The 25,677-nt window shown below is 45.3% G+C and carries 22 protein-coding genes, 1 other RNA gene and 2 pseudogenes; 5 read left to right on the top strand and 20 right to left on the bottom strand.

Features of this window, described 5'->3' with window-relative positions; genetic code table 11:
* Positions 1-24: 24 nt before the first annotated feature.
* Positions 25-333, bottom strand: coding sequence for a hypothetical protein (locus tag KIK04_RS09065; RefSeq protein WP_232277940.1), 309 nt, complete (start codon positions 331-333; stop codon positions 25-27).
* 628 nt (positions 334-961) lie between these two features.
* Here KIK04_RS09065 and KIK04_RS09070 point away from each other — a divergent pair.
* Positions 962-1,636 carry an Ltp family lipoprotein gene (locus KIK04_RS09070; RefSeq protein WP_232277941.1) on the top strand — a complete coding sequence of 225 codons (675 nt, stop codon included), beginning with the start codon at positions 962-964 and terminating at the stop codon, positions 1,634-1,636.
* Positions 1,637-2,183: 547 nt separating this feature from the next.
* Here KIK04_RS09070 and KIK04_RS09075 read toward each other — a convergent pair.
* On the bottom strand, positions 2,184-3,695 hold the full coding sequence (locus KIK04_RS09075) for an FAD-binding oxidoreductase (RefSeq protein WP_232277942.1): 1,512 nt from the start codon (positions 3,693-3,695) through the stop codon (positions 2,184-2,186).
* 464 nt (positions 3,696-4,159) lie between these two features.
* Between KIK04_RS09075 and KIK04_RS09080 the strand changes: the two genes are divergently transcribed.
* The 3 genes and pseudogenes from KIK04_RS09080 (at position 4,160) to KIK04_RS09090 (ending at position 5,379) form a co-directional block, all read left to right on the top strand.
* Positions 4,160-4,804 (top strand): SGNH/GDSL hydrolase family protein, encoded by a 645-nt coding sequence (locus KIK04_RS09080; protein ID WP_232277943.1) that lies wholly within the window; start codon positions 4,160-4,162, stop codon positions 4,802-4,804.
* Positions 4,805-4,961: 157 nt separating this feature from the next.
* Positions 4,962-5,090: pseudogene (locus KIK04_RS09085) on the top strand (IS3-like element ISBth8 family transposase); the annotation flags it as partial.
* 70 nt (positions 5,091-5,160) lie between these two features.
* Positions 5,161-5,379, top strand: a complete 219-nt coding sequence (locus KIK04_RS09090) for a hypothetical protein (protein ID WP_232277944.1) — start codon at positions 5,161-5,163, stop codon at positions 5,377-5,379.
* A gap of 343 nt (positions 5,380-5,722) precedes the next feature.
* On the opposite strand, the gene KIK04_RS09095 is transcribed toward KIK04_RS09090, so the two are convergent.
* The 11 genes and pseudogenes from KIK04_RS09095 to KIK04_RS09145 form a co-directional block, all read right to left on the bottom strand.
* Positions 5,723-6,391, bottom strand: coding sequence for a vWA domain-containing protein (locus KIK04_RS09095; RefSeq protein ID WP_232278664.1), 669 nt, complete (start codon positions 6,389-6,391; stop codon positions 5,723-5,725).
* A gap of 75 nt (positions 6,392-6,466) precedes the next feature.
* Positions 6,467-7,060, bottom strand: a pseudogene (locus KIK04_RS09100) (TerD family protein); the annotation flags it as partial.
* 390 nt (positions 7,061-7,450) lie between these two features.
* Positions 7,451-7,815: a transfer-messenger RNA gene (gene ssrA, locus KIK04_RS09105) on the bottom strand.
* Between the two features lie 319 nt (positions 7,816-8,134).
* Positions 8,135-8,608: an SsrA-binding protein SmpB gene (gene smpB / locus KIK04_RS09110; protein ID WP_232277945.1), complete on the bottom strand. Its 474-nt coding sequence runs from the start codon at positions 8,606-8,608 to the stop codon at positions 8,135-8,137.
* 205 nt (positions 8,609-8,813) lie between these two features.
* A complete protein-coding gene (gene rnr, locus KIK04_RS09115; RefSeq protein ID WP_232277946.1) occupies positions 8,814-12,140 on the bottom strand; it encodes a ribonuclease R in 3,327 nt (1,108 codons plus the stop codon).
* A gap of 292 nt (positions 12,141-12,432) precedes the next feature.
* Positions 12,433-12,672, bottom strand: a complete 240-nt coding sequence (gene secG, locus KIK04_RS09120; RefSeq protein ID WP_232277947.1) for a preprotein translocase subunit SecG — start codon at positions 12,670-12,672, stop codon at positions 12,433-12,435.
* 112 nt (positions 12,673-12,784) lie between these two features.
* On the bottom strand, positions 12,785-13,609 hold the full coding sequence (gene pdxK, locus KIK04_RS09125) for a pyridoxine/pyridoxal/pyridoxamine kinase (protein WP_232277948.1): 825 nt from the start codon (positions 13,607-13,609) through the stop codon (positions 12,785-12,787).
* Positions 13,610-13,702: 93 nt separating this feature from the next.
* Complete coding sequence (locus tag KIK04_RS09130) at positions 13,703-14,776, bottom strand: DUF4097 family beta strand repeat-containing protein (RefSeq protein WP_232277949.1); 1,074 nt, start codon at positions 14,774-14,776, stop codon at positions 13,703-13,705.
* Positions 14,763-15,410, bottom strand: a complete 648-nt coding sequence (locus KIK04_RS09135; protein ID WP_232277950.1) for a DUF1700 domain-containing protein — start codon at positions 15,408-15,410, stop codon at positions 14,763-14,765. The genes KIK04_RS09130 and KIK04_RS09135 overlap by 14 nt, the downstream gene beginning before the upstream one ends.
* Complete coding sequence (locus tag KIK04_RS09140) at positions 15,403-15,741, bottom strand: PadR family transcriptional regulator (RefSeq protein WP_232277951.1); 339 nt, start codon at positions 15,739-15,741, stop codon at positions 15,403-15,405. The genes KIK04_RS09135 and KIK04_RS09140 overlap by 8 nt, the downstream gene beginning before the upstream one ends.
* A gap of 193 nt (positions 15,742-15,934) precedes the next feature.
* Complete coding sequence (locus tag KIK04_RS09145) at positions 15,935-16,321, bottom strand: winged helix-turn-helix transcriptional regulator (protein ID WP_232277952.1); 387 nt, start codon at positions 16,319-16,321, stop codon at positions 15,935-15,937.
* Positions 16,322-16,577: 256 nt separating this feature from the next.
* On the opposite strand from KIK04_RS09145, the gene KIK04_RS09150 reads away from it, so the two are divergent.
* A complete protein-coding gene (locus tag KIK04_RS09150) occupies positions 16,578-17,099 on the top strand; it encodes a DJ-1/PfpI family protein (protein ID WP_232277953.1) in 522 nt (173 codons plus the stop codon).
* 59 nt (positions 17,100-17,158) lie between these two features.
* Here KIK04_RS09150 and KIK04_RS09155 read toward each other — a convergent pair whose 3' ends face one another.
* From KIK04_RS09155 to KIK04_RS09185, 7 genes are all read right to left on the bottom strand, one after another.
* Entirely contained in the window at positions 17,159-17,569 is a 411-nt protein-coding gene (locus tag KIK04_RS09155; RefSeq protein ID WP_232277954.1) for a PPC domain-containing protein, read from the bottom strand.
* Between the two features lie 275 nt (positions 17,570-17,844).
* On the bottom strand, positions 17,845-19,131 hold the full coding sequence (eno, locus tag KIK04_RS09160; protein WP_232277955.1) for a phosphopyruvate hydratase: 1,287 nt from the start codon (positions 19,129-19,131) through the stop codon (positions 17,845-17,847).
* Positions 19,132-19,210: 79 nt separating this feature from the next.
* Complete coding sequence (gene gpmI / locus KIK04_RS09165) at positions 19,211-20,749, bottom strand: 2,3-bisphosphoglycerate-independent phosphoglycerate mutase (RefSeq protein WP_232277956.1); 1,539 nt, start codon at positions 20,747-20,749, stop codon at positions 19,211-19,213.
* A 1-nt stretch (position 20,750) separates the two neighbouring features.
* On the bottom strand, positions 20,751-21,503 hold the full coding sequence (gene tpiA, locus KIK04_RS09170; RefSeq protein ID WP_232277957.1) for a triose-phosphate isomerase: 753 nt from the start codon (positions 21,501-21,503) through the stop codon (positions 20,751-20,753).
* A 112-nt stretch (positions 21,504-21,615) separates the two neighbouring features.
* On the bottom strand, positions 21,616-22,797 hold the full coding sequence (locus KIK04_RS09175) for a phosphoglycerate kinase (RefSeq protein WP_232277958.1): 1,182 nt from the start codon (positions 22,795-22,797) through the stop codon (positions 21,616-21,618).
* Positions 22,798-23,436: 639 nt separating this feature from the next.
* On the bottom strand, positions 23,437-24,444 hold the full coding sequence (gene gap, locus KIK04_RS09180; protein WP_442951165.1) for a type I glyceraldehyde-3-phosphate dehydrogenase: 1,008 nt from the start codon (positions 24,442-24,444) through the stop codon (positions 23,437-23,439).
* Between the two features lie 30 nt (positions 24,445-24,474).
* On the bottom strand, positions 24,475-25,530 hold the full coding sequence (locus tag KIK04_RS09185) for a sugar-binding transcriptional regulator (protein ID WP_232277960.1): 1,056 nt from the start codon (positions 25,528-25,530) through the stop codon (positions 24,475-24,477).
* Positions 25,531-25,677: the final 147 nt, after the last annotated feature.

Genomic DNA, 25,677 nt, shown 5'->3' on the forward strand with positions numbered 1-25,677 from the left:
CTTTCCTTTAAATCGTAGCTGCCATTAGCCTTCTATATATTGCGCATCAAAATGCTCTACTATTTCTAACATCTTCTGAAAAATAATCTCATGCGATACGGCTACATAAAGATCTCCCTCAAAATATCGGAATGGAATTGTCGCCTCTCCTACATGCCAAAGAAAAAAATCGCCTGGAATGGTCATGGTCGTTTCAGCCGATCGAAAAGAATACTGTTGTGCATATTCAAAATCCGGCTGAGTTCCAAAGTAGCTTTTATATTCATCAATAGATATATTTTGCTCAGGGTGATTACCGTCAGCATTTCTCGTAATTCGATATCTAGTATTCATCTAATACCTCCACTACCTTTTATACAATATTCCTATTGTATACGATACAGGCAAGACTACGCCACATGTGCTTCTACAGATGTAGTTACAGTTTTGATGTCACCTGCGAAATCGCCCCATCAACTAACGGTTACAATAATCAAACATAGCCCGATAAAGAGACATAGCGGGGAATACAATAAGGTGTCCCGTTTGGCAAAGCACCGATATATGCGCAAGCAGCTCGCCGATCGACATTTTCTCCACAGTCAGTTTGATGCTCAGGTCTTCGTCACTCAGCGTTCTCATTAGTTTGACTATCGAGTTGATAGCCATATCCATTTAATTAAAAATTCCTTTGCAATATGTGTTCATTCCGACATTCCTCTTTCCCTCAAATAACAAAATCCAGCTCTACATATATAAATACAGAACATATATTTCCATAAAAACGATAGCTGCCTCTTTATTTTTACAGTACAGGAATCTATGCTGGAAGACATGGTGGAAGTGAAACATGGCTGTGTAAACTCACAATTCGTCGGAGCGTGATGCGTAATCAAGATCTTTATAATACCAATTAATGGGTGATAAATAGTTTGATATATGGTATAATTTTATAGAAAATTATACAAAGGGGATCTGGAAAATGGAGAAACAACAAACACAGAAGAAACCGTTTTATAAAAAATGGTGGGTATGGGTGCTTGCGATTATTATTGTGGCTGCTGTCTATGGCAAAGATGGTGACAAAACGGACGCAAACAAAAAAGAGAGCAATGCGGCCGTTACTGAACCAGTAACAGATAGTCCGGGGGAGAAAAAAGAGGAACCGAAAAAAGAAGATACGAAAGTAGAGGATAACGTTCCTCAAGAATATAAATCCGCTTTAAAAAAAGCTGAAACATACGCAGAGACCATGCATATGTCTAAAAACTCCATTTCCAAACAATTAACTTCAGAATTTGGAGAGAAATTTTCCAAAGAATCTGCCAAGTATGCAATGGATAATCTTAAATTTGACTGGAAAGAGAACGCTTTAAAAAAAGCCGAGTCCTATTCAAATACTATGTATATGTCGAAAAAGGCGATATATGGCCAACTGACTTCTGAACACGGTGAAAAATTTACAAAGGAAGAAGCACAGTACGCAATTGATACTCTGAAAGCCGATTATAAAGAGAACGCATTAATGAAAGCGAAAAGTTATCAGGAATCAATGAATATGTCACCAAAAGCAATAAAAGACCAACTTACTTCTCAACACGGTGAAAAATTCACAAAGGAAGAAGCCGATTACGCTATTAAGAATTTAAATAAATAAAACGAAAAACACACCCTCATCCCATTCGGGACTGACGCCTATTTGTGAGATAGGGTTCAAAAAAATGTGCAAGTTTAAGCAGCCAGTCTTCGATATGGTATCGATGACTGGCTGAATTCCAAGCGAAAAAGGATATTTCACACAAGGCTGAGAAAGCACGCATCGAGAGTATCATCTCTGAACACGTCAAAAGTCGATGCAATTTCAATCCGTATCTTAGTCTTCATATACTAAGATACATTTGACCCACTTTATGCATGTCATGGATGGTAAGATGAATCCCAAAGCCACCGAACCCCCAGGCTCACTTTTAGCAAGCCGCGAAGCGGGAATTACCGGGAGTTCCGGCTACTCTTCAATAGTCCAAATACACTCTCTATCTCAGTCATTCGACGAACCGAGAGCTTGTATCCCTTCCTCACTTTTGAGCAACTTTCGTGCTTGCTGCTTCCGCTACTGACACAAATAGTTCGGGCAAGCCGCCATATAACGCTAGAACCCAAACCGATAAAGCTTAGGTTCTACAAATTAAATATAGATTCAAATACTACCTACATGCTGGCGGGATGCTCTGTGGAAAATGGAAGATGTTCTTAGGGTCATACTGCACCTTTACTCGTGTCAGTCTAGCAAAATTACTACCGTAGTAAGCCTGCTGCCAGTTTTTAATTTGAAGGTCTGGTGTATTGACGTAGACACCGCGAGTATAAGGGAGCATCGCCAAGCGGAAGTTCTCTACCCAACGGATTCCCCGTCTCGACTCTGCTTGTGTGTTCCATGTTGCAGTCGGACTCATATTATACAAAGCCCGGCGATAGTAGTAAGCTGTAGCGCGATTCGGCACCTTAGCTACCGCACCGCCTAAGCCGTGAAAGAAAATGGTGACCCCAGAAGTAGGCGGTGATTCAATGTAACGCCGTATTGTCGCAATCGCAGCCTCGGGTAGCCGATGATAGACGTAAGGTCCAACACTTTTAAAGGGAAAAGGAGTGGTTGGCGTAGTCTTCGCTACTAGTCCAACAGATTCAATCCAAGGTATCTCCTCGATAACTACCTTCCGTGGTGACCCCGAACGAAGTAATGGCTGGAGTAATTGTCGTAGCTCTTTAGTAGATCCGAGAAAGACCCCCTGCATCAATATTTGAAAATCTTCTGAAGGTTGCTGGTTAGAAGAGCTTAACGGTGAGGTTTGCCGTCCATTTGCAATCCCAAGGGTAACGGTGAGCCGCTCGTTAGCTCCTGGAACCGTATAGTCCTGCCAAGTCCTAAGGACTGCTTCCAGATCACGAAGGTCCCAACCAATTTCGGCAAAGCCAACTGTTTCAATGGGGTGCGTACGGAAACGGAAGTTTGTGCAGATGCCGAAGTTTCCACCACCGCCACCACGCAATGCCCAAAAAAGGTCAGGGTTCTGATTGGCACTAGCGTGAATCAAGCGCCCTTCAGCGTTAACCATTTCTATATCCACCAAATGGTCGAGCGTGAGACCATAGGGTCGAGATAGAATACTGTGACCGCCTCCAAGCGTAACTCCAGCAACACCTGTCGTTGGGCAAAGCCCTACGGGCACGACTAACCTTTCATTCCAAAGTGCTGCGTTCAAGGCACCACCCCTAATACCTGCCTGCACCGTGGCAATGCCACACTTGCGGTTTACATCTACCTCGTGCATGTCGCTCACGTCAATTACGATTCCTCCGTCAACGACAGATAAGCCCTCGTAACTGTGACGGCCGGAGCGCATGCGGATCGGTACGTTATGATAACGAGCCCAACGAAGGGCGTTGATTACATCCTGAGTCTTCTGAGCAAATACGATCACTCGCGGAAATTTATTAAAGTAGGTGTTGAACTCCCGGCGAGCCAAGTTGTATTGGGAATCGCTTGGCACAACGATACGTCCCGTTAGTTCCGGTTCCTTCCCACGTCTTATTATTCGAGGAGCATATCGTTTATCGATTAATAATCCTCGAATTTTTCTTTTCTTCTTATTCTTCCTTAGGCTTCGCAGCACATTAATGTTGGCTTTCAATTTACGCATCGGCTGTTTTACGCTCAATCCTTCCACATCCCTATCCACATTTTTTGCTGTTACCGAAGCACAACAGCGGCTGTAGACCGTGCTCTCGTATCTCTCGTATACATTGGATGTTAGCCTGAAAAGAAATGATTGGATGAATGTGGAGAACTATGAGGGAATTTATTTTGCGCTATCCAAGGTTAACAGATGTTGCTTCGACAGTTGCCATGGGACATAAACATACATATGACTTCGCTGGATGACCATGTCGGACCCTTGTCCGAAGCTAATGCTGCACTGGCTTCTACCGGTGTAGATACTCCAATGCTGTCATCTGTCATCCGAGCACCGCTCCGTCTTTAACTCTAGTCAAATATGTACTAGTAAACGCTCAGATTGAAGTATTAATTATTAATGTCCACACAACCTGCACAACATTAAAATACTATATTTGTACATACGTAAACAAACAAAAATTCGACCGCTAGGTTGGTGATAATCCTATGACCTATACAGCTCTTGGAGATTCTATTACTTTTGGGGAAAATGCCTCTTCTATGGAAAATGCTTATCCGCAATTATTAGTATCTACTTTAAATGCCTGCTCTTATAGGGTTAGCGGGTGTGTATTAGCTCGGCCTGGCTGGACCAGTAGTGATTTATTACGTGCAATGAAATGGCGAGGCTCCTCCATTATTCGTCACTCTAATGTTGTTACGATTTGGATTGGGGGAGTGGATCTAGCGAATGCCGCACTGTATGCCCTTAGAACCCAGCAACCATTGCCTGTACAACAAGTTGCAACTACCTATAGTCGAAATATGCATACCATAATAACTCGAATCAAAAAAGAAAGCTGTTCCCGCATCATTATCTGCACACAATACAATCCATTTCCAAACAGCCCGCTTGCAATCGAAGCGATAGCACGATTAAATTATTTGACGAGCGAAATTGCCCGAAGTTGTAATGTTATTCTCGCTCCTGTTCATACCTGGTTCGAAGGAAAACAAGCATATCTGATCTATGGGTATCGCAATGGGGTAATTGAAGATGCAATGAGCGGATTTTTGCCCATCCATCCAAATGATCAAGGACATCGAGTTATTGCCACGGGATTGACCCCCTATCTCATTCCTCATAATTAGTCGCTCTCACCCCTAAGAAGCCAGTCTCCCCTTCATTTCCACAGTTGAATTGTGCAAAAAAAGAGACTCTTTCATGGTATTATCCCCTTAAGTTAGACAGTGATTAAAGAGTTCATAATATTATGGACTCAACATTGTTTATCGGTGGGGATTTTTTATGGCTATAAAAGGACAGAAGTTTTCACGATACACAGAAGAAATAAAGAAAGAGGTCGTACGACTGAGGATTGAAGAAGGATTGCCCCTTTTTCAAATCAAGGAACGACATGGAATAAAAAGCGATGCCCATCCTAAATTAATTAGTTACAGTATTTTGGACAACATACATGTAGCACACACTTTAGGAGGGATATGACGTGGATATTAAAGCTAAAATCGAAGAAATCGTTACCAAAATAAAAAATGATAAAGATTTCTCATCTAAATTTATGAGCGATCCTGCTTCTGCAATCGAATCCGTTATTGGGATCGACCTGCCAAACGATCAAGTCAATGCACTAATCGAGGGTGTGAAAGGAAAAATAACGTTGGATAAAGCAGGGGACACGCTATCATCGATCAAAAAGTTGTTCTAAGCCTAAGCAAAGCTTGTCTTATATACATTAGTTACTAACGGGACTGCCCGTTTGTAAGACAGGATTATAACTCTTTACACTTTAGGCTTACCAGTCGTCGTACCCAGTGAGAAACTCTCATGCTATTCAGCATCATGTTTGACTGTAACCCCTTATTAGATCAGCATTCCCAATCTCCACAATCAATTGCGGGTGACATCTGGACATAAAGAAAGAGAGTACCTCATGCGGTACTCTCTCACAGATTCGGTGGAGTCGAATCGCGGCTGTACAGAACCACAATTCGCCGGAAGGTGATGCTGAAGTTGTTTGAGGAGGTTGCGAAATCAACCTGTCTGCATGATCACCGGATAATCCTTTTCTCTGTCGCATCTTTGATCCACTTCGGAAATTCATTCAGGAGCTGGTCATACAGCACTTCATCGGATACCGCTGAAATATCTTTCAAATGAATGAAATTTGCATTATCGACAATCCGACCTTCCATCATATCCAACTGCTTTAGTACTTCGAAATCAGAATCTCCAATCCCCACGAACTGCCAAAATATCGGAAGAATCGCGGAGTCTACGATCACTTTTTTAGTCGGCTTCACTACGCCTCCATCATTGATAAAGATAATGAATACAGGTAGGCTTGATTCTTCTTCGATGGTATATTTCTTAATGACATCCTCCATAACCCGAGGCTCATCATTGCGGCCATACTTATGGATATTCGAATTATTCAAAATTTGAGTAGTTACATAGGAAATGAAATCTCGCTCCGTCACAGTGGGTAATCGGCTAAATTCATGATCATAGACCCACACATCCAAAGCAGCATTGTCATCAAATTTGCTGGCCACGGCCAATATACGCTCAACAACTTCTTGAACCGTCCCATCTTTATATAAGCTCCGCATAGATCCTGTAACATCAAGCACGATACCTACCCTAGCCGATAGATGGGTCATCTTCTTCTTTTCCAATGTGTACGCCACAATTTTCTTACGCAAATCTATTTTGGACAATACGACCTCTTCCGCAACTGCTACAGCTTCGACAATCTCTTCCGACTGCTCAACCTCAAGCCCATAATTCGTGCATAGCGCGGCCAAACCCCCATAGAATCCACTGCCAATAGCATTAAACTTCCATTCCTCGTTATATCGATACAACTCGCCCACGACAATCGCTGTTTCCTTTGACAAATCATTCCCATATTCAAAACGAAATAATTGTTCTCCCGTAATCGTATCAACAAGCCGTAAATAAAAGTCTGACGCATCACTTATCGTATGTCCCTGCTCGTCCCCAACATGAATAGTCACAGAAAGGGCTACTTTTGCAACGCTTTTCGGCAGTTTCGATAGATGCAGCTCAATAGTCTCTTGGTCCCCTTGAGCAGTTGCACTATGTGTAACTGCACCATAACGATCAAAGGCATTTCCATAAAAAATAAAATCCTCATCCCGCTCGCATCGACTTTTCTCCGATAAAAGAAAACATGCTGCATCGATGCTCATCGTCGCTTTCTTCATTGTCCAACCAAATTGAAAGCTAAGGGCGGATAATTTTCTACCTTTTGTAACTTCTATCTTTTGCCCTTTAAGTAGATTCATAGGATTATCTCCCCTTTTTAATAATATGTTCCAATTGTACATCAAAAGTAAAAATAATACTCCATTAGTATAATGCATTGGAATAGTCACATGAAAAAAGAAGAGGATATCGTACTAGTGGAGGAGGAATGCCCTTAATCATCTCTAACGAGCTTTTAACGAGCTTTTCATCATACAAATCAAAGATGCTGCTGCCTTAGAAAGACAGAAGCTTTCAATTAACGCATACATCTTAGCGTCTCCATCCCATCAACTGCAAGGAGTCTTCTTTGAGAAGTTTCTATGAAATTTGATAACTGGCTTCAAAGGCGTTGTCACTGACCGAAATGTTTCAGCGATTAGAGATTAGAAAGTTCATCGCTAACTATATAAAAAAATGATTGTATATAAGAGCATGTTGACCTTATCTTAAAGCTACATATGCCGGAAAAAGCAAAAACCCTGACCTCTTGCGGTCAGGGTTTTACATGGTGGAGGCGAGGGGAGTCGAACCCCTGTCCGAAGATAACGCCACACAGGCTTCTACGGGTGTAGTTACAGTTTTGATGTCACCTGCGAAATCGCCCCGTAACCGGCTTCTTCACAGGTCAGCCTGATTGTCTTCTTCAGCACACCCCAGGCGGAGATGTGACAGCATATCCCACTAAGAGTGAGCTCCTATCCCGGCACATGGGCGATGCAGAGTAGAAGCACGCTAACAGGTTATTAAGCTGCTAAAGCGTAGTTGTTTTGTGTTTTGCCGTTTAATAGGCTTTAGCGTTGATGAAGTGGACGCGTCCCCACTACCCGCAACCCGCGCTCGAACTATCCCCGTCGAATCCAAGAACGCCCCCATAATGAAGTGAGTTACCTCACCCACAAGGGTAGTTCGTCTCAGATTAAACAAATCGAGACAACGGATTAAAATGTTGCAATTCATTCAAGTCAGCCAAATCTACAACCTTTGAACGAAGCAGGCCACCAGCACTGCTGTTCATCATTGACCAACAAGTACATTATATCATACCTGCCTGAGAAGTGTTAGTCAACTTGTTGCCAAGTGCGGACGCCATTGGATCGTTTCCCTGATCTCACCCAGAATGGTAAGCTAAAGCGAATACTCGCTTAATCCTCTGCTGAAAGCTGAATGCTGACTACACAACCCACGCAAACTTAATACTTCTGCTTCTCACGCAATGCCCGCTGAATTTCGCGTTGCGCGTCGCGCTTCGCTTCCGTAGCACGCTTGTCGTAATTTTTCTTACCTTTTGCCAAGCCGATCAACAGTTTCGCATACCCGTTACGCACATAAATTTTCAATGGCACAACCGTGTAGCCTTCCTGCTTCGACAACCCAATCAACTTGTTAATTTGCACCTTATGCAATAGCAATTTACGCGCCCGCGTCGGGTCAATCGGATTATGACGATTACCCTGTTCAAATGGGCTAATATGCAAGTTATGTACGAACATCTCACCGTTGCGAATCGTAGCAAACGCATCTCCGATATTTGCTTTGCCCATGCGTAACGACTTGATTTCCGTACCCGTTAGTACCATGCCCGCTTCATAAGTGTCTTCGATAAAATAATCGTGTGACGCTTTTTTGTTCTGAGCCAGCACTTTGCTCTCTGCTTTTTTGGCCATCTTGTTCGACCCTCCAAACTCATTCGCTTAGGCTATCCAAAGACACAATAGCTGCAACAAATAATACATTCATCCTAGACTTATATTGTATCAAAAAATCAGCTCTCTACTCAAGCTAAATCCATCCCTACATTTACTTCAGCAACAATCTCACCAAAATTCAAAAGGGCGCCCCACCACGGAGCCCCCCTTTTGAATCACAATCTTATCGCTTTTTACGTATAAATTTAGCCGTGCCGCGGTTGGACTTTGCTTTCTTATTCCCGCCGTCCGCTTCTTGCTTCGCATGATCACGTGCCTGCGCCGCTTGATCACCGATAAATATGCCGCTATTGGATGTACTACGGCGTCCTTTTTTGCCACCGCTAGTGCCACTGCGGCTGCTGTAACCACCATTTCGGCCACCGCCACTAAATGGACCATCATGACTTCCAGAACGACCGTAGCCACCACGCCCTGAGCCAAAGTCAAAATTACGGGCCTTGTCTGCATCCTTCTCTGCGTCGGAAATCAGACGATCAACCCAGCCGTTATTTTCACCCGATTGGTTACGGTTGTTGTCGGCCTTATTTTCTTGCCCGAATCGAATACCGCCCTGTCCGCGTTCACGCGTCCCAGATGAACCTTGTCTTTTGTACGGATCTACGGATGCAGAGTTTCTGTCCCGTCCACGTGTTTGTCTTCCAGCTTGACCTTGACGGCCTGAACGGCCTTGTTGGCGGCGATATTCTGCCGCATTCAACCATTCGCCATCTTGCTCGACAGCTGGAGTCTGATTAATTGGTTCTTCATGCAGATGCGAACCGCCTAAACCAACATGTACATTATCGCGCTCTGTATCTCCGAAGCCCGCTTCACGACCCGTTTGGTCACCATGTCTGCCGCGCTCATCTGCGCGACCGCCACGACTATTACGATCCCCAAAGCGACCACCTTGGTCTACACGCCCACGTGCGTCACGGCCTTCGTTACGTCCAGCGCCTTGACCGCCTCCACGTGCGTCACGGCCCTCGCTACGTCCGGCGCCTTGACCGCCACCGCGTGCGTCGCGGCCCTCGTTACGTCCAGCACCTTGACCGCCTCCACGTGCATCGCGGCCACCGCTACGTCCAGCACCTTGACCGCCTCCACGTGCATCACGGCCATCGCTACGTCCAGCACCCTGACCGCCTCCACGTGCATCACGGCCACCGCTACGCCCAGCACCCTGACCGCCACGTGCATCACGGCCACCGCTACGCGCAGCACCTTGACCACCGCGTCCATCGCGCCCGCCATCTCGTGATCCGCGTCCACCAGCGCCACGAGCACCAGAACCACCGCGGTCATCGCCACGTCCACGACGCTTACGCAGCTCAAAGCCGAACTCAGCCGCCTCACGACTGCCATAACGTGACTTCGATTCAAGCAACTCGAAATCAACCGTATGCTCTTCCATATTCACACGTGCTACACGAATACGTACCTCATCACCAATACGGAAAATGTTCGACGTACGCTCCCCAATCAGCACCATATGCTGCTCATGGAAATGGTAATAATCATCCGATAGCTCACTCAAGCGAATAAGCCCCTCGACCGTATTATCCAACTCCACGAACATCCCGAAGCTTGTCACACTGCTGATGATGGCATCGAACTCTTCGCCCACCTTGTCCAGCATGAACTCCGCTTTTTTCAATGCGACCGTATCACGCTCTGCATCCACCGCAACGCGTTCACGTTCCGACGATTGCTGCGCAATATCCGGCATACGCGCTTGCAACTGCTCCAAACGCTTATCGTTCAAGGCCCCACCACTCTCCGTCACTTCACGGATCACGCGGTGGATAACCAAATCCGGATAACGACGAATCGGTGAAGTAAAGTGAGAATAGAACTCGGCCGCCAAGCCGAAATGGCCTGTGCTTTCCGCATCATATTTCGCCTGTCTCATCGAACGAAGCATCATCGTGCTAATAACCGTCTGCTCACGCGTACCTTGAATTTCTTCAAGCAACGATTGCAGCGCACGAGGATGTACCGAATTACCTTTTCCACGTACAACATAACCAAAGTTAGCTGCAAACGACATAAAGTTGAACAATCTCTCGCTGTCCGGTTCTTCATGTATCCGGTAAAGGAAAGGTACACGCAGCCAATGGAAATGCTCCGCAACCGTCTCATTTGCGGCCAACATGAACTCTTCAATTATTTGCTCTGCGACTGAACGATCACGCTTAATAATGTCGACAGGCGTCCCGTCCTCAGCAACGATTACTTTCGATTCTTGGAAATCAAAATCAATCGCTCCGCGTCGTATCCGCTTGCCACGCAGCTTCATCGCCAGCTCTTTCATCAACTTAAAGCTGTCTACCAAATACTCATAACGCGCCGATACCTCAGGATCCTCATCCTCGACAATTTTACGCACATTCGTATACGTCATGCGCTCCACTGATCGAATCACACTCGAGAACACATCGTGACGTACAAGCTTCGCCTTTTCGTCGAACTCCATCTCACACGACAGTGTCAGACGATCCACATGTGGATGCAAGGAGCAAATACCGTTCGACAAACGATGCGGCAGCATCGGAATAACACGGTCAACTAAATACACACTACAACCGCGCGCATAAGCTTCACTGTCAAGTTCCGATCCTTCACGTACGTAATATCCAACGTCAGCGATATGGACGCCTAGCTTGTAGTTGCCATTCGGCAGTCTTTCGACATATACCGCGTCATCCAAGTCCTTCGCATCTTCGCCGTCAATCGTCACAATGTTCATTCCACGCAAGTCACGACGACGTTGGCTAATAATTTCTTCCTCCGTAATCGAATCTGGAACCGCTTCCGCTTCCGCCATCACTCCATCCGGGAATGCTTCCGGCAGCTTATGCTTGCGAATAATCGACAAGATGTCTACGCCTGGATCATCCTTATGGCCGAGAATCTCTGCGACCTCGCCCTGTGCGGCTGTGCGCCCCTCAGGATAATTGACGATTCGTACGACAACTTTTTGTCCAGACACAGCCCCATTAAAGGCTTCCTGCGGAATGAACACATCGCGGTTAATCCGTTTATCATCAGGCACAACAAAGCCATATGTCTCATAATTTTGAAATACGCCGACAACCTGTTCAATCGCCCGCTTCACAATACGGACAACTTCACCCTCCATGCGCATTCCGTCTATCCCTTTGTTCGCGATACGTACAAGTACGATATCGCCGTGCATAGCCGTCTTCAAATCATTGGCATGCACATACACGTCTGGATGACCTGTCTCTTCAGGAATAAGAAAAGCAAATCCCTTCGCATGCGCCTGTAAACGCCCACGCACCAAATTCATGCGCTCCGGTACACCGTACCGCTCTGCACGCGTTCGAATGATTTTTCCACTGTCCTCAAGTTGAATAAGCAATTTTAAAAATTCCTTAAAATCTGCAGCATTTTGTATTTGAAAATGTTGCTCCAACTCTTGGTACGTCATCGGTTTATAAGCCGTTTCTTGCATAAAATTCAGCAATTGCTGTTCTGTTATCATTCTCTCACCTCACGCCCTGCCTCCATAAACCACAAGCAACAGTATAACAAGTTATATCTTAGTATACACGAAAATAAAATAGCCCATCCGGGCAAGTACACCCTTTTATTCATAATTATCAGCCCAAATTACATCCGTTCAAACCTTTTTCACTTCTTGATCTTCTAAAAATGAACTTTGACTTGCTTCACAACCTCGAAATATCCCAATTTCACCTTTAAAGGTAAAACTTATGGCTTAGATCCATAAAACAAAAAGACGGGGACTCATCCCCGTCTTAACTGTATAACTATTATGTTTGTTTTAAGAAGTACGCCACGACTAGCGACAAGATGAAAAATCCAGCTGCCAAACCAACCGTCAAGCGTTGCAAGAACAGATCCAAACCGCGCGCCTTCTGCTTGCCGAAAAGATGTTCCGCTCCGCCGGAGATGGCGCCTGAGAGGCCGGCACTTTTTCCTTTTTGCAGAAGTACCACGCTAATCAAGCCGATCGAAAAAATTACGAGCAATATTTTCAAGAAAAGTTCCATGGTTCCACCTCCTATGCGTAATACCAACGTAAACATCGTTGCATTACTATAAAAACAGCATTACCATTGTACCACAGAAATGCCCAGAATGACAAGATGTACCGAATTTCATTTAGCTTTCTTCACCATGACGAAGAATCCGTTCCGCATTATGGCGCAGTGGACCTGCATAAGCACTAATCGGGAACGAGTAGCGAATCGCTTCCGTGATGAACGCTTTAGCTGTGCGCACACTTTCGATCACAGAGTGGCCTTTCGCCAATTCTGCCGTAATCGCTGCAGAATATGTGCAGCCCGCGCCGTGCGTGTAAGTCGTGTCAATGCGATCCGACTCGAATATTTCAAACGTGCTGCCATCGTACAGCACATCGATTGAAGTCGGCAAGCCAAGCTTGGCACCGCCCTTCACCAACACGTACTTCGCACCAAGCGCCTGAATGCGCTCTGCTGCCACCTTCATCTCGTCCAGCGTACGAATTGGCGCTGTACCTGCAAGCTGTGCCGCCTCAAACAAGTTTGGCGTCACAATTGTCGCCTTCGGCACAAGAACGTCGCGCAGCGCTTCGTTCGTCTCCGGGTGCAATGGCTCGTCCACGCCTTTGCACACCATCACAGGGTCGATGACAACGTTTGTCAACCCGTGCTGCTCAATCGTGCGTGCAACGAGCTCGATAATGTCTACCGAACCAAGCATACCCGTCTTCATCGCTTGTACACCGATCGACATAATCGTTTTCAACTGCTCCTCTACCGTGGAGACAGCTTGCGGAAATACTTTGTGCGCCCAAGCTTGCTCTGGGTCCATCGAGACGATTGTTGTTAACGCCGTCATCCCATATACGCCGCGCTCTTGGAACGTTTTTAGATCAGCTTGAATACCTGCTCCACCACTAGAATCCGAACCTGCAACGGTTAATACTCTGTTCATCTCTTTCATAGTCATAGCCCCATAATTCCCCTTTTACATGAGTGTCAGTATATGTCGTATGATAAAATCTACGTTTATTATACTCATTATGGGCACATGAATCTATTTTTCGGTAACAGTAATACTACCCATATCGGAACGGGCTTTAATAATGGTCTTCGTCTGGCCTTTCATCTGGGGCGCACTTACCTCGCCTAAATCGTTCTGCAAGTCAAAAATTCCCGCAAATGAGGAAGGAACCTCAATTGTTATTTCACCCATTTCCGTTGTAACATCGATGCTATGTTCTTTACTCTGCTCAATATGAATAGAGCCGATTTCTGCTGATGCTTTGACCGGCATCACGGTATCAATTAATCGTATGACTCCCATTTCGGATTCTACATCTAGCGGTGCAACCACATCATTTATTTTGATCTCACCTGCTGAAGCTTTAACTCGAGCATAATCTGCGCTCATATCTTTAATATCAATTCCGCCAAATTCGTTTTCAACTTCAAGTTCTCCTACTTTACCGCCCCGAATCGATAAACTACCTAACGAAAGTGATGCACTGAGCTTTTGAAGATGTGAATCATCTGACAGCTCAACTGTTATTTCAAAAGTGCTTTCCTCGAAATCAATAGGAGAACCGAAAAAAGATTCCCATTTATTTTTGTGTTTTTTCTTATCCAAATCAAGATTTAGGAACGCGCCATCAAGCTGTATGTGTTTAATCGAATTCAGTATTTCAGGCGGCCCGTCGCCTTTAATTTTAATTTGATTTTTCGAACCCTTTACAAAACGAATATGTATATCTCCAGCGGTGGACTCTATTTTTAACTTCTCTAATCCGGAAGAAGGAAGCGCCCATTGATGTTCAAACTTATTACCATGTGCAAATGCTTCATTTGCCACACTACTTGTCACGCCACTTACAACACCATTCGCCACTTCTTTTGCTACTTCTTTTGCTACTTCATTTGCCACTTCATTTGCCACACCACTTACAACTCCGTCGACCATATTCCCTGTCACATACTTGTGATCACTGTAGTCACTACTAACTACGGAATCATTACCCCAATCTTGAAATTCAACAACGCTGCCACGAACGATTGCAACAATACTGATACCGATTATTCCAAAAATAATGCTTAATGTTCCAATTACATATCGAAACTTAGTAATGTTCATGTGTTTTTCCCCCTCCAATAAGTCGTCCACACCATCTAAAATAAAGTATATTTAGCTTTGTATATCCTTTAAAAGCGCGTTTAGGCCATGGCAGTATAAACATACTTATACCGAACAAAATAAACGATGTACTTATCTCGAAAAGATTAACTGCATCTTCAGAGATGTCAACTAACGCCTTTATACCTACCAATACAGGAGTAATCGTAAAAATAAAAACGACAAGTGCGAATACAGATGTAAGAATCCATCCTACGAAAAGAAAAGGTACAACTACTAAGCTAATAAATGACACTGCCGCCAGTCCCGCCATATTGCTAACACTACTTGCTTGATTAGGTCGGTTGTCCATAAGGCGGGGATCATGAATGGGCGGGTTGAACATCATCGGATCATGCCCCATCGGCTGCCCGCTATGCATCACAGGCTGAGGCTCATAATAACTGTCCCCCAGCGCTTCACGCGCCAAATCTGCTGGATCTCCAAGCTCAAAGGCGATCTCCGCATCGGACTTGCCACTATGCCGTCCAAATTCAAAGTGCGCATCATACTCTGCTAACAATTCCTCTCGTTCACGTTCAGGCATCCCGTGAAGATGTAAACGCAACGTTCTCATATATTGCTGCTTAGTCACCGTTATTCACCTCTTCTATGTCTCTAAGTAAACGCGTTACGCCCCCTACAAATATCTTCCACTCCATTTCAAGCTCACGCATGTACAGCTCTCCTGCCAGCGTTAGCTTGTAATATTTACGAGGCGGCCCTTCTGTTGATTCTTGCAAATACGTCGTGCAATGACCGTCCGCAACCAGACGCCGTAGAACCGGATAAATAGCACCTTCCGCCACTTCAATATGCTTCGATATTTGCTGGGCAAGCTCGAAACCGTAACGATCGCGCTGATAAATAAGCACGAGTGCGCATAGGCCAAGCACTCCCTTTTTAAACTGAACAATTTCTTTCATTTCTTTTCAACTCCGCTAATAAATATAAACTTATAATAATCATTGTATAGTATTGTTCAATGAATAGTACCTGCTTATGTAGTGTACATCCGTTTCTTACATTGCGCAAGAGTTTATTTGAATATTTAACCAATGTAAATTGAAGTACTTACCAGTTAACTTTTATTTAGACGGCTTCCAGCACTTACTCCCCTTAACTTTTATCCTCTTCCTGCAAATTGTTTTTTATTTCTACCATCTGCTTCTTACCCCAGTCATACATTAACTCCACAATCGGCAAAATGGTCATCCCTAGCTCCGTCATCGAATATTCCACTTTTGGCGGAATTTCAGGGTAAACTTCACGATGTACAATCCCATCCTCAATAAGTTCACGCAGCTGATTCGTCAGCATTTTATGCGATATTTTAGGAAATAATTTTTGCAGCTCGCTAAAGCGATGAGTCCCTTCCACCCCTAAGTGCCACAAAATAACGACTTTCCACTTTCCGCTTAGGATGGACAAGGTCAGCTCTTTTTCACAATTGAAATCGCCGTTACGAATCTTTTCTCTAATTTCTTTACGTAATGTGTCTGACATGATTTAATAACCCCTTTTATTTTTGAAAATGTATCCATTTAAATGCCTGTTTTCCACAACCTACTAATCATACCATCTACATTCCGATGAGATAAATATAAACATCATTGCAGGCAGTTACTTTAAAGTAACTACCGCACTAAAAAGTGCATTCTTCCGCCATTTTAATAATCGAGCTATGCTATTAACAGTTAACGAGCAGCACACATGAGATCTCATAATTAGCAGCAGTATTTATTATAGGGGGAACATTACCATGAAAACTAAAAAAACACTGTTTATTATACCACCAGAGCGATTCAACGAAGTCGAGCTGTTCTATCCTCAATCTATCCTTGAAGGCGCTGGAATTAAAGTGACAATTGGCAGCACGGTAGCTGGTGACGTCATCGGCGATTTCAACGGTAAGGCAACAGCAGAAGTAGCCATCTCCGACGTAAAGATTGACGAGTATGATGCTGTAGCTGTTATCGGTGGATCGGGTACGATTGACCACCTGTGGGACAATGAGCCGTTGTTGCAACTGTTGAAGCAAGCACACGAGCAACACATTCTCGTATCCGGCATTTGCGCAGGTTCTGTTTCTGTTGTAAAAACGGGGCTGTTAAACGGGCGAGCTGGCACTTGCTATCCGGTTGATGTGATGATCAATGAGTTGAAGTCCAGCCATGTTGAGTATGTCGTGCAGCACGTCGTTAAGCACAACGACATCATCACAAGCGACGGCCCAGACGGGGCGAAAGACTTCGGGCACAGCCTTGTTGAGGCGTTAGCGTAGATACAAAAAAGCTGCCGACTCTCACAATCAAGAGTCGGCAGAAAATTACAAAGTTATTGTTAGTTTAACTTTACACCCTCTAAAGTATAATTAGCATTCGCACTACTAGTTCCTTTGGTGACATGAACATAATATTTCCCAGGAGCCAATGTTCCTGAAACTTTTTCTTTTCTTTTTCCTGTATTAATTGATTTATCAATACCTGTCTCATTTATATCGAGTAAATAAAGATCAGCATCATCACTCAAGTCTTTTAAATGAAATTCAACACGAGTTCGTGAAGTAAGCTCAAAGAACCAGTAATCATCATTATCTTGACCGCCGACATGGCCACTATTAGCTCCAAAATCAAGTCTATCTGCTCTGTCAGCAGTGTCATTAGGCTCACGCTCACTTGCAGCAAAAGCAGTCCCCATTGTTGCGCCCATAATTAAGCTTGCTCCTAAAATGCTCAACAAAAACTTTTTCATCGTTTGTAGCCTCCCTCATTTTCATATCTAAGGATTTCTCCTTCGCTTAATCTTAGTAGAAAGTGTAATGATAAAGTAGGGGAGTCTCATTACTTTTTGTAGTAATCTGATTACTTTATAAATGAAAATAAGTTAACTTTATATGACTAATCGTAACGCGCAATAAAATGAAAATCCTCGAGACGCACCCTTTTTTATCATAAAAAAGAAGCCGGACTCCTAAGAGCCCAGCTTCTTTTTTTATAAGACACACAATCCGCTAATGCGGCGGTGCATTATTTTTTCAAGTTGTAGAAAGACTTCAAGCCGTCGTAGCGAGCTACGCTGCCCAACTCGTCTTCGATGCGAAGCAATTGGTTGTACTTCGCAACGCGGTCTGTACGGGAAGGAGCACCTGTCTTGATTTGTCCAGCGTTTGTTGCAACCGCGATATCAGCGATTGTGTTATCTTCGGACTCACCGGAACGGTGGGAGATAACAGCTGTGTAACCAGCACGTTTAGCCATTTCGATCGCTTCGAATGTTTCAGTAAGCGTACCGATTTGGTTAACTTTGATCAAGATGGAGTTACCGATGCCTTGCTCGATACCTTGGCCAAGACGCTCAGTGTTCGTTACGAACAAGTCGTCACCAACGAGTTGTACTTTGCCGTTCAACTTGTCAGTAAGCAATTTCCAACCATCCCAGTCATCTTCAGACATACCGTCTTCGATTGTGATGATTGGGTATTTATCAACCCAAGAAGCAAGAAGGTCAACATACTCAGCAGAAGTGTAAGATTTACCTTCGCCTGCAAGTGTGTATTTACCGTCTTTGTAGAATTCTGTAGAAGCAACGTCCATACCCAAGAATACATCTTCACCTGGCTTGTAGCCAGCTTTTTCGATTGCTTCGATGATAACTTGAAGCGCTTCTTCGTTGGAACCCAAGTTAGGAGCGAATCCACCCTCGTCACCTACAGCTGTGTTCAAGCCTTTGCCTTGCAATACAGACTTCAAGCTGTGGAAGATTTCTGTACCCATACGAAGTGCTTCTTTGAAGCTAGGAGCACCTACTGGCAATACCATGAACTCTTGTACGTCGATGTTGTTGTCAGCGTGCTCACCACCGTTGATGATGTTCATCATTGGTACTGGCAATTGCTTAGCGTTGAATCCACCAAGGTAAGTGTACAATGGCATATCAAGAGCGTGTGCAGCTGCACGAGCTACTGCCATAGATACAGCCAAGATAGCGTTAGCGCCCAATTTACCTTTGTTCGCTGTACCATCAAGTTCGATCATCAAACGGTCGATTGCAACTTGATCAAGTGCGTCCAAGCCGATAAGCTCAGGAGCGATGATGTCGTTTACGTTCTTAACTGCGTTCTCAACGCCTTTACCCAAGTAACGACCTTTGTCACCGTCGCGAAGCTCAACTGCTTCGTGAGCTCCTGTGGATGCGCCAGATGGAACGATTGCACGGCCAAAGCCGCCAGATTCCAATTTTACTTCAACTTCTACTGTAGGGTTACCGCGGGAGTCGAGGACTTCGCGTGCGTATACGTCCATAATCATTGTCATGTTGAATACATCTCCTTCATACCGTCTAAATTTAACATTCATAAAATGTTAGCTATATATACACTTTAACTTTATTTTCTTACTTCTTCAACATCGTCGCGCCTGTCATTTGCGCAGGCTGCGGCAATTGCATGAATTCAAGAATCGTTGGCGCGATATCTGCCAAGATGCCGTCCTCACGCAATACGACATTTTTGTCCGTTATGATGAACGGAACAGGGTTGGTCGTATGCGCTGTGTGCGGGCGTCCGTTCTCGTCGAATACCATATCCGCGTTACCGTGGTCTGCTGTAATAATGCAGACGCCGCCTTTCGCGAGTACAGCTTCAACAACTTTGCCTAAGCACTCATCCGTTACTTCAACTGCCTTGATTGTTGGCTCCAACATACCGGAGTGACCAACCATATCAGGGTTAGCAAAGTTCAAGATGATAGCATCATGCTTATCCGCATTGATTTCGTTCACGCAAGCTTCTGCCAATTCGTACGCGCTCATTTCTGGCTGCAAGTCGTAAGTTGCAACTTTTGGCGAGTTGATGAGTACGCGTGTCTCGCCCGGAAGCTCGACATCACGGCCGCCGCTGAAGAAGAACGTCACGTGCGGATATTTTTCTGTTTCGGCAATGCGCAATTGCTTCTTGCCGTGCTGTGCGATAACTTCGCCCAGCGTGTTATCAAGATCCTTCGGCTTGTACGCTACGTAGCCGCCTACTGTCTCACTAAACAGTGTCAAGGCAACGAAGTACAAGTCCGTCGGGAACTTCTCACCGCGATCAAAGCCGTGGAAGTCTGCGTTCGTGAACACTTGCGACAATTGAATCGCACGGTCAGGACGGAAGTTCGAGAAGATAACTGCATCGCCGGATTCAACCAAGCCTAGTGGCTGGTCGTTCTCGTCAACGATAACTGTCGGCATAACGAATTCGTCCATAACCGACTTCTCGTAAGATTCCTTAACCGCTTGAAGTGGGTCATGGTATTTAGGGCCTTCGCCGTAAACCATAGCGCAATAGGATTTCTCCGTACGCTCCCAACGCTTGTCACGGTCCATCGCATAGTAACGGCCTTGAACCGTTGCGATTTGACCGACGCCAATCGCTTCAATCTTCGCTTGCAAATGCTCGATATATTTAATCGCGCTGTCCGGAGCTACATCGCGTCCGTCCAAAAATGCGTGCACATACACGTCTTTCAAGCCCTCTTTAGCAGCTAGTTCCAACATCGAAATCGTATGATCGATGTGGCTATGCACGCCGCCGTCGGACAACAAGCCGTACAAATGCAGCTTCTTGTTATTGCTCTTCGCATAACGAATTGCGCCAAGCAGCGTTTCGTTGTCGAAGAACTCACCATCGCGAATCGATTTCGTAATACGCGTCAAGTCTTGGTACACGATACGACCTGCACCGATGTTCAAGTGGCCAACTTCGGAGTTGCCCATTTGGCCTTGTGGCAAGCCTACAGCTTCACCACAAGCAGTCAACATCGTATGAGGGTATGTGTTCCAATAACGGTCATAGTTCGGCTTGTTCGCTTGTGCAACAGCGTTACCTGTTACGTCATCGCGCAATCCGAAACCGTCCAAAATAATAAGTGCTACAGGTTTAGGTGCAGACATCTTACTTCGCCCCTTCCACCAACTGGATGTAGGAAGCTGGCTGCAAGCTCGCGCCACCTACAAGAGCACCATCAATATCAGATTGTGCCATATATTCGCGCACGTTCTCTGGCTTCACGCTGCCGCCGTATTGAATGCGAACTGCTTGTGCCACTTCATCGTTGTACAAGCCTACAACAACGCTGCGAATGAACGCAATCGCTTCGTTCGCGTCAGCTGCTGTAGAGGACTTGCCTGTTCCGATCGCCCAGATTGGCTCATAAGCGATAACGACTTGCTTCGCTTGTTCAGCGGACAAGCCTTGGAATGCTGCTTCTGTCTGTACTTTGCACACGTCGTTTGTTTGGTTAGACTCGCGCTCTTCAAGCGATTCGCCTACGCACAAGATTGGTGTCAAGCCGTGACGGAATGCTGCGTGCATCTTCTTGTTAACGATTTCGTCCGTCTCTACGAAGTACGCACGACGCTCGGAGTGGCCGAGAATAACGTATTCAACGCCCAAGTCTTTGAGCATTGCACCGCTAATTTCGCCTGTGAACGCACCATTATCTTCGAAGTGCATGTTTTGTGCACCAATTTTAATGGATGTACCTTTAACAGCTTCAGCAAGAGCTGGCAAGTTTGTAAATGGCGCACAAATTACGCTTTCTACGCCTTCTACTTCTGTTTTACCTTTTGCTTGCTCCACGAACTCTGTCGCTTCGGAAACCGTTTTAAACATTTTCCAGTTACCTGCAATAATCGGTTGTCTCATGTGAGTCCCTCCTTATGCCTAAGAGAAGCGGCTCTTCTTGGCGCACTAGCGTACAACTGTGCGGGAAGACACAGCATAACAGCTAGTCCGTTCAAAGAGCCTTTGCTCCTTCTTACTTATCGTTCAATGCAACCACGCCTGGCAATACTTTGCCTTCCATGAATTCCAAGGAAGCGCCGCCGCCTGTAGAAATGTGGTTCATTTTGTCTTTTAATTTGAACTTCTCAACAGCTGCTGCGGAGTCGCCGCCACCGATAACTGTGTATCCAGCAGTTTCTGCGCAAGCTTCTGCTACAGCACGCGTGCCGTGAGAGAATGGCTCGATTTCAAATACGCCCATTGGTCCGTTCCATACGATCAACTTGGAGTTTTTAATAACGTCCGCGTAAATTTCGCGTGTTTTCGGTCCGATGTCGATGCCTTCCCAATCCGCAGGCATACCTGTTACGTCTACGATTTGAGTGTTAGCATCTGCGCTGAAATCGTCTGTAACGACAATATCAACAGGCAAGTAAAGGTTCTTGCCGAGCTCTTTTGCTTTTTCGATAAAGCCAAGCGCTACGTCCAACTTCTCGTTGTCCACAAGGGATTTACCGATCTCGTGGCCTTGAGCTTTAAAGAACGTGTAAGTCAAACCGCCGCCGATAACGATGTTGTCAGCAATCTCCAACATTTTGTTAATAACGTCGATTTTGTCTTTTACTTTAGATCCGCCAACGATAGCCGTGAACGGACGCTCTGGGTTAGACAATGCTTTGCCAAGAACGTTCAATTCTGACTCCATCAACAAACCGGATACTGCTGGCAAGTGATGAGCGATACCTTCTGTAGACGCGTGTGCACGGTGAGCAGCACCGAATGCATCATTAACAAACAGGTCAGCCAATTCAGCGAACGCTTTTGCCAATTCAGCATCGTTCTTCTCTTCGCCTTTGTGGAAACGAACGTTTTCCAATACGACAACGTCACCGTTTTCCATTTTCGCGATTTCCGCTTTCACGTTTTCACCAATGGACTCATCCAATTTCTTAACTGGCTTGCCCAACAATTCGCTCAAACGAGCAGCTGCAGGCGTCAAACGCATGGAGTCAACGACTTCACCTTTTGGACGACCCATGTGGCTTGCCAAGATTACTTTTGCACCGTTTTCGATCAAGAAATTGATCGTTGGCAATGTGTATTGAATACGAGTATCATCCGTAATCACACCATTTTCCAATGGCACGTTAAAATCAACGCGTACAAACACGCGTTTGCCGTTCACTTCTACATCACGTACACTCTTTTTGTTCATTTCACGTTCCTCCTATCATATGCTAACCGTAAAATGCCCTCTGAATTAAGCAGAGCTGCGCTAGTTTCGTTCAATTCTGTATGGTTTCTCTCTATTCCGCCTATTGCTGGCGAATTTATCTGTATGATTTATTTCGAAAATAATTTCGAAATTCGCTCTGTTTGAAACACATCACTCTGAATGGGAAGGTATTCAGTGTGATTCTGTTATCGGTTCTGTTAAACAGGTTGTTTCTCTCCAAAGAACTACCTGTTTGTTGCTTATCTATATCTGTATCTATTTATATCGTTCTGGTTGTATGATGCAGTGTATTTGATTCCATGCTGTGGTTGTTTCTCATATCGCCGAACATGTTCTATCTCTGTATTTGGGTTCTATATTATCGGTTCTGTTACATGGTTCTGTTTAAATAACTCTGTATATTGGTTCTCTATATTTATATCTCTCTAAAAGGTAAACCACCGTTCAAGATGGTTCCACTCCCTATCCTATCTCATTTCAAACATGGGCTCAAGCAGTCCGTTCAGGTTCTCGATGTGCCTACTTGAGTGTGTTCAATTGTAAAATGTTTACAGTTAAACAACCAATCAAAGAGGAGACCTCTACGGTTACTCCTCTTTGATTGTGTTCGTTATGTGATTACAAACCTTTGTTTGCGATATAAGCTGCCAAGTCTACAACGCGGTTGGAGTAGCCCCACTCGTTGTCGTACCAAGAAACAACTTTAACCATGTTGCCACCGATTACCATCGTCGTCAAAGCGTCGATAGTAGAGGAAGCTGGGTCGCCGTTGTAATCGCTGGATACCAATGGCTCTTCGGAGTAGTTCAAGATACCTTTCAAAGGACCTTCAGCTGCTGCTTTAAGAGCTGCGTTTACTTCTTCAACTGTAACGTCTTGAGCAAGTTCTACAACCAAGTCTGTAACAGACACGTTAGGTGTAGGAACACGCATAGACATACCGTTCAATTTACCAGCCAACTCTGGCAATACCAAGGAAACTGCTTTAGCAGCACCAGTTGTGGATGGAATGATGTTCTCAGCTGCTGCACGAGCACGACGCAAGTCTTTGTGTGGCAAGTCAAGAACGGATTGGTCGTTAGTGTAAGAGTGAATTGTGTTCATCATACCCTTAACGATTCCGAATTTATCGTTCAATACTTTCGCAAATGGAGCCAAGCAGTTAGTTGTGCAAGAAGCGTTGGAGATAACCGTGTGGCTAGCTGCATCGTACTTGTCTTCGTTAACGCCCATTACGATTGTAATATCTTCGTTTGTAGCTGGTGCGGAGATAATTACTTTCTTCGCGCCGCCTTTCAAGTGAAGCTCAGCTTTTTCTTTCGCTGTGAAGATACCTGTGGATTCAACAACGATTTCAACGCCGTTAGCGCCCCAAGGCAAGTTCTCAGGGTTACGCTCAGCAAATACTTTAACTTCTTTGCCGTTAACAACAAGAGCGCCTTCTTTAGCTTCTACAGTAGCATTCAATCTGCCGTGTGTAGTGTCATATTTCAAAAGGTGTGCAAGTGTATTTACGTCTGTCAAATCGTTAATTGCCACGATTTCTACAGCAGGGTTGTTCAAAGCAGCACGGAATACGTTACGTCCGATACGTCCAAAACCGTTAATACCAACTTTAACCATGATGATTCCTCCCATTTCCTATATCCATTTTATTTATTGCTCAAGACGGCCCATAGGCACATCGAGACCACACAAGTAAACAATTTCTAATGCCGCAGCTTCGTCAATGACTAAGATGTGTTCATAGCCTGATTTCAGTACAGCGGTAATCGCTTCGCCTTTGCTTCTGCCGCCAGCGACTGCAATAACGACCTCTGTTGAGGAAATATCCTCTAACCGTAAGCCCATTGTGAGCATCGCATGAACGACTTTGCCATTGCGGTCAAAGTAATAACCGAAAGCTTCGGCTAGCGCACCTTCTGACATGAGCTGCTGGATCGTCTCGTCATCGACACGACGACGCTTAGCCATGACCAAGGCATCTCCGATACCATGCACGACGATGCGTGCTTGGCGAATGACGCGCAACATGTCTTGAATGTTAGGATCTTGCTTCAACGATTGATACGCCTCTTCACTAAGCTGATCCGGCACGTGCAGCAGTCGATACTGCGCACCTACTCGCTTCGCCATAGTGGAAGCAATCGTATTCGCTTGATATTCGAGACTCTCACCGAGTCCGCCACGCGCTGGGACAAACCAGTTCCCACGTAGCGATGTAGAGCTCGTTAATTGGTCAGCCATCGCTGCCAATGTCGACCCGCCCGTTACGGCGACGACATCTTCCTTGCCCATTACGCTGCTGAGCGCTTGGCACGCCGCTTGACCAAGCTCCTGCTTGGCGGCGGGCGACATATCCGAGTTGCCAGGGACGACAATGACCTGCTTCAATCCGAACGCTTGACGAATCGCTTCCTCAAGCACGCGCGTACCGAGCAGCTCCCGCATCAACGGCTCCAGTTGCTGGACAAGCTTGCGCCCGTCTTCACTGATTCGCATGCCGGTGCTGTCTGTTTCGATCAGGCCCTGGGCCTTCAACAAGTCAGCTTCCGCCCGCAATACGCGCTCTGTCATTTGCAGAGACGTTGCGAGTGTCCTTCTTCCAACGGATTCGGACAACATAATTTGATGCAGAATCGTATAACGCTTCTTCAACAGTTCCATGAGATCGGGCAGAAGTCGCTTTTGTATATCTATCCAACCACGCATTTGTTCCACTCCTGCTCTCCCCAAACCAACCGTTGGACTAAAAACGTCCCAACATAACTTTTTATGTCCCACCACTATTTTACCGAATAATTCAGCAACTTGCAAGCATCCCGCATCTAGAATGGGCAACGTTCGCACAACTTATTC

This window comes from Paenibacillus sp. 481 (genome assembly GCF_021223605.1).
GTDB lineage: Bacteria > Bacillota > Bacilli > Paenibacillales > Paenibacillaceae > Paenibacillus_B.